This window comes from Planktosalinus sp. (assembly GCF_059864935.1).
In genome coordinates, this window is sequence record NZ_JCBCCK010000225.1 from 1 (window position 1) to 3,192 (window position 3,192).

Below are 3,192 nucleotides of genomic sequence, written 5' to 3' on the forward strand. Positions count from 1 at the left end.
ACAGCCATTGCCGGAGAAATTTGCCCGTCCTGATAATATTTTTTGTCTTTACTTTCTTCATTCAAAAAATCAACATAAGAAGATTCTTCAGAAAAAAGTGTGTGGAATTTTTTGATGCTCACCAATACCGAAACGATCCAGGATTTTGGAAAAACACTAATGTTTATGGGTAACTCACTTTGCGGGTTATATAGTAATAGCGACTTCTCCTCCACCAATGGCAACGTATATCGCCCGTCATTAAAAAGCAATACCGCCTGACCCTTCAAACAAAAGTGAAACTGTATGTAATTGCTGTCCGCTCGACGCTCAATTTGTTGTTTTTCAGCAGTATCGTTTTGAAGATACATTACCACAAAACCCTCCTCAAATGAAATGGTCTTTAGGGAACTTACAGCGTTATTTTCTTCGATAATCATGATTTGATTTTAGATTTATTTATTTAGAATCATTCTAAAGTAGGTGCTTCAAACCCCCTTTGTTTAGCACAAAAGTATGATAAATCTCATTGTTTTTGACTTTTTAATTCCAAATTAACGCATAACGACATAAAAAGTACTTTTAGCGTTGTTTTTTATCTTTTTGTTCGTTTACATTTGCACATCGATTCCAAAATAAATTCATGAACAACGCTTTAGCAAAACAGACTTCTTTTTATGCAGTTGGCCTAAGTTACAAAAAAGCCGATGCCGAAGTGAGAGGCAAATTCAGCCTTAGCGAAGAAGGCAAAGAAGCTTTGTTGACACAAGCAAAAGTTGACGGCATTGAAGCACTATTGGTAACTTCAACCTGTAATCGCACAGAGATTTACGGCTTTGCTTCACATCCCTATCAATTAATAAAACTACTCTGCAATAACACAGAAGGCACCGCAGAAGAGTTTGAAAAAGTGGCCTATGTTTATAAAAACAAGGATGCTGTATCATTTATGTTTCAGGTGGGAACCGGCCTTGACAGCCAGATTTTGGGCGATTTTGAAATCATTAGCCAGTTAAAAGCCGCATTTAAACGTTCCAAAAAGCACGATTTAACAAACCCGTTTTTAGAAAGACTTTTGAATTCTGTCATTCAAGCCAGCAAGCGTATTAAAAACGAAACCGAACTTTCTTCAGGAGCCACATCGGTTAGTTTTGCTTCAGTGCAATACATTTTGAACAATGTCGAAAACGTTTCCGAAAAAAATATTTTGCTTTTTGGAACGGGGAAAATCGGTCGTAATACCTGCGAAAACTTAATAAAGCACACCAAAAATCCACATATCACTTTAATCAACAGAACAAAAGACAAAGCCGAAAAAATCGCCGGTAAGTTCAATCTCGTTGTGAAAGATTATGCCGATTTACAAGCTGAAATCAGAAATACTGATGTTCTGATTGTTGCTACCGGAGCCCAAACGCCCACAGTTTCCAAGGAATTGATTTATTCTGAAAGAAAATTGCTTATTCTGGATTTGTCAATTCCAAAAAACGTTTCAGACGACGTTTCTGAATTGGAGAATGTTGAACTGATTCACCTGGACTACCTTTCTAAAGTTACTGATAACACGCTTGAAAGAAGAAAAGCATTTATCCCCCATGCAGAAGCTATAATTGAAGAAATCAAAAAAGGCTTCAATCTCTGGCAGGAAACCAGAAAGTTTGCCCCCACCATCAGTGCATTAAAGAAAAAACTAAAAACCATCAAAGATGCCGAGCTGGACTATCAGCGTAAGAAGATTGAAAACTTTGATGAATATCAGGCTGAAATCATCACCAGTCGAGTGATTCAGAAAATTACTACCCATTTTGCCAACCACCTCAGAAGTGCCAATGGCAGCACCAATGAAGTCATTGATTTAATCGAAAAAGTATTCCTTTTGGAAGAAGAGACTTTTACCGAAAAGGAATAATTATAACTCCAAAATAACCGAAGCGCTTTTCTATCATGATTATTTCAAATCAAGCGCAAAACTTGAAACCTAAAACTTGAAACTTGAAACAATAAAAATAGGAACCCGAGACAGTGAACTCGCGCTTTGGCAAGCCAACAAAGTAAAATCTGCAATAGAATATTTAGGTTACAAAACCGAACTCGTTCCCGTAAAATCAGAAGGCGACCTCAACCTTGATCAGCCTCTTTATGAAATGGGCATTACCGGCATTTTTACAAAAACACTGGATGTAGCAATGATTACAGGCAAAGTGGATATTGCCGTACATTCTATGAAAGACGTGCCCACCGCATTGCCCAAGGGCATTGTAGAAGCTGCCGTTTTGGAACGCGCCTCCACAAAAGATATTCTTTTAAATAAAGGTCTTGATTTTCTTAACGAAGACAAAGGAACAATCGCTTCAGGCAGTTTACGCCGAAAGGCACAATGGCTCAATAAATATCCACAACACCAAGTGGTAGATCTGCGCGGAAACGTAAACACCCGTTTACAAAAGCTAAAAAACAACAACTGGAACGGAGCCATCTTTGCCGAAGCCGGCCTTGAACGATTAGGGCTTAACCCGTCAAATTCTAAAAGCCCCCTCCTTGGGAGGGGGTTGGGGGAGGCTTTAGACTGGATGCTCCCCGCGCCCGCTCAGGGAGCCATGCTGGTTGTAGCGATGGAAAAAGATACATACATTCGTGAAGCACTCGCCAAACTCAACCACAGAGAAACCGAAATTTGTGTCCATATCGAACGTGAATTTCTAAAAGTTTTGGAAGGAGGCTGTACCGCTCCCATCGGTGCTTTGGCAACGATTAATGGTGGTGAAGTTACTTTTGAAGGCAATTTGTTAAGCCTTGACGGAACGCAAAAGTTTACTGTTCAAAAAACAGTTTCCATTAAGAAAAGTAACGGCTTGGGTCGGCTATGTGCAGAAGAGCTTTTGAATAGTGGCGGAAGGGAGTTGATGGAGAAGATTAAAAAGGAGTTGAACTAAAAAATGACGAGACCCCCGCCTTCGCGGGGGTATAGATATGCCAACAGTATTGTCCACAAAAAAACTCACCTTAAGTCAGCGCAGCCTCTTGCTGCAGACTGACGTCGGGCTGGTGGAATATGATACCATAACAATTGAACCTATAGATTTTGAGGTGAAACCCAAAATTGAAAACGCCATCATCACCAGTCAGAATGCTGTAAATAGTTTGGTTGATCAAAAAGTTCAAATTAACAATTGTTTTTGCGTAGGAGTGAAAACCAAGGCAATGCTGGAAGCC

At 39.6% G+C, this 3,192-nt stretch carries 3 protein-coding genes and 1 pseudogene; 3 read left to right on the forward strand and 1 reads right to left on the reverse strand.

Translation table 11 applies throughout. The annotated features are described in order from the left end of the window. A pseudogene (locus tag AC6F75_RS07890) lies at window positions 1–419 on the reverse strand (AraC family transcriptional regulator); the annotation flags it as partial. Window positions 420–622: 203 nt separating this feature from the next. Here AC6F75_RS07890 and hemA point away from each other — a divergent pair. From hemA to AC6F75_RS07905, 3 genes are all read left to right on the forward strand, one after another. Next, on the forward strand, window positions 623–1,888 hold the full coding sequence (hemA, locus tag AC6F75_RS07895; protein ID WP_500714438.1) for a glutamyl-tRNA reductase: 1,266 nt from the start codon (window positions 623–625) through the stop codon (window positions 1,886–1,888). A gap of 76 nt (window positions 1,889–1,964) precedes the next feature. Then, window positions 1,965–2,912: a hydroxymethylbilane synthase gene (hemC, locus tag AC6F75_RS07900; protein ID WP_500714439.1), complete on the forward strand. Its 948-nt coding sequence runs from the start codon at window positions 1,965–1,967 to the stop codon at window positions 2,910–2,912. Between the two features lie 37 nt (window positions 2,913–2,949). Further along, window positions 2,950–3,192, forward strand: a 243-nt coding sequence (locus tag AC6F75_RS07905) for a uroporphyrinogen-III synthase (RefSeq protein ID WP_500714440.1), incomplete at its 3' end; no start/stop codon positions are given.

Excerpts from the sequence above, each read along its gene's own strand:
- hemA (WP_500714438.1), top strand. The coding sequence starts at position 623 with ATGAACAACGCTTTAGCAAAACAGACTTCTTTTTATGCAGTTGGCCTA.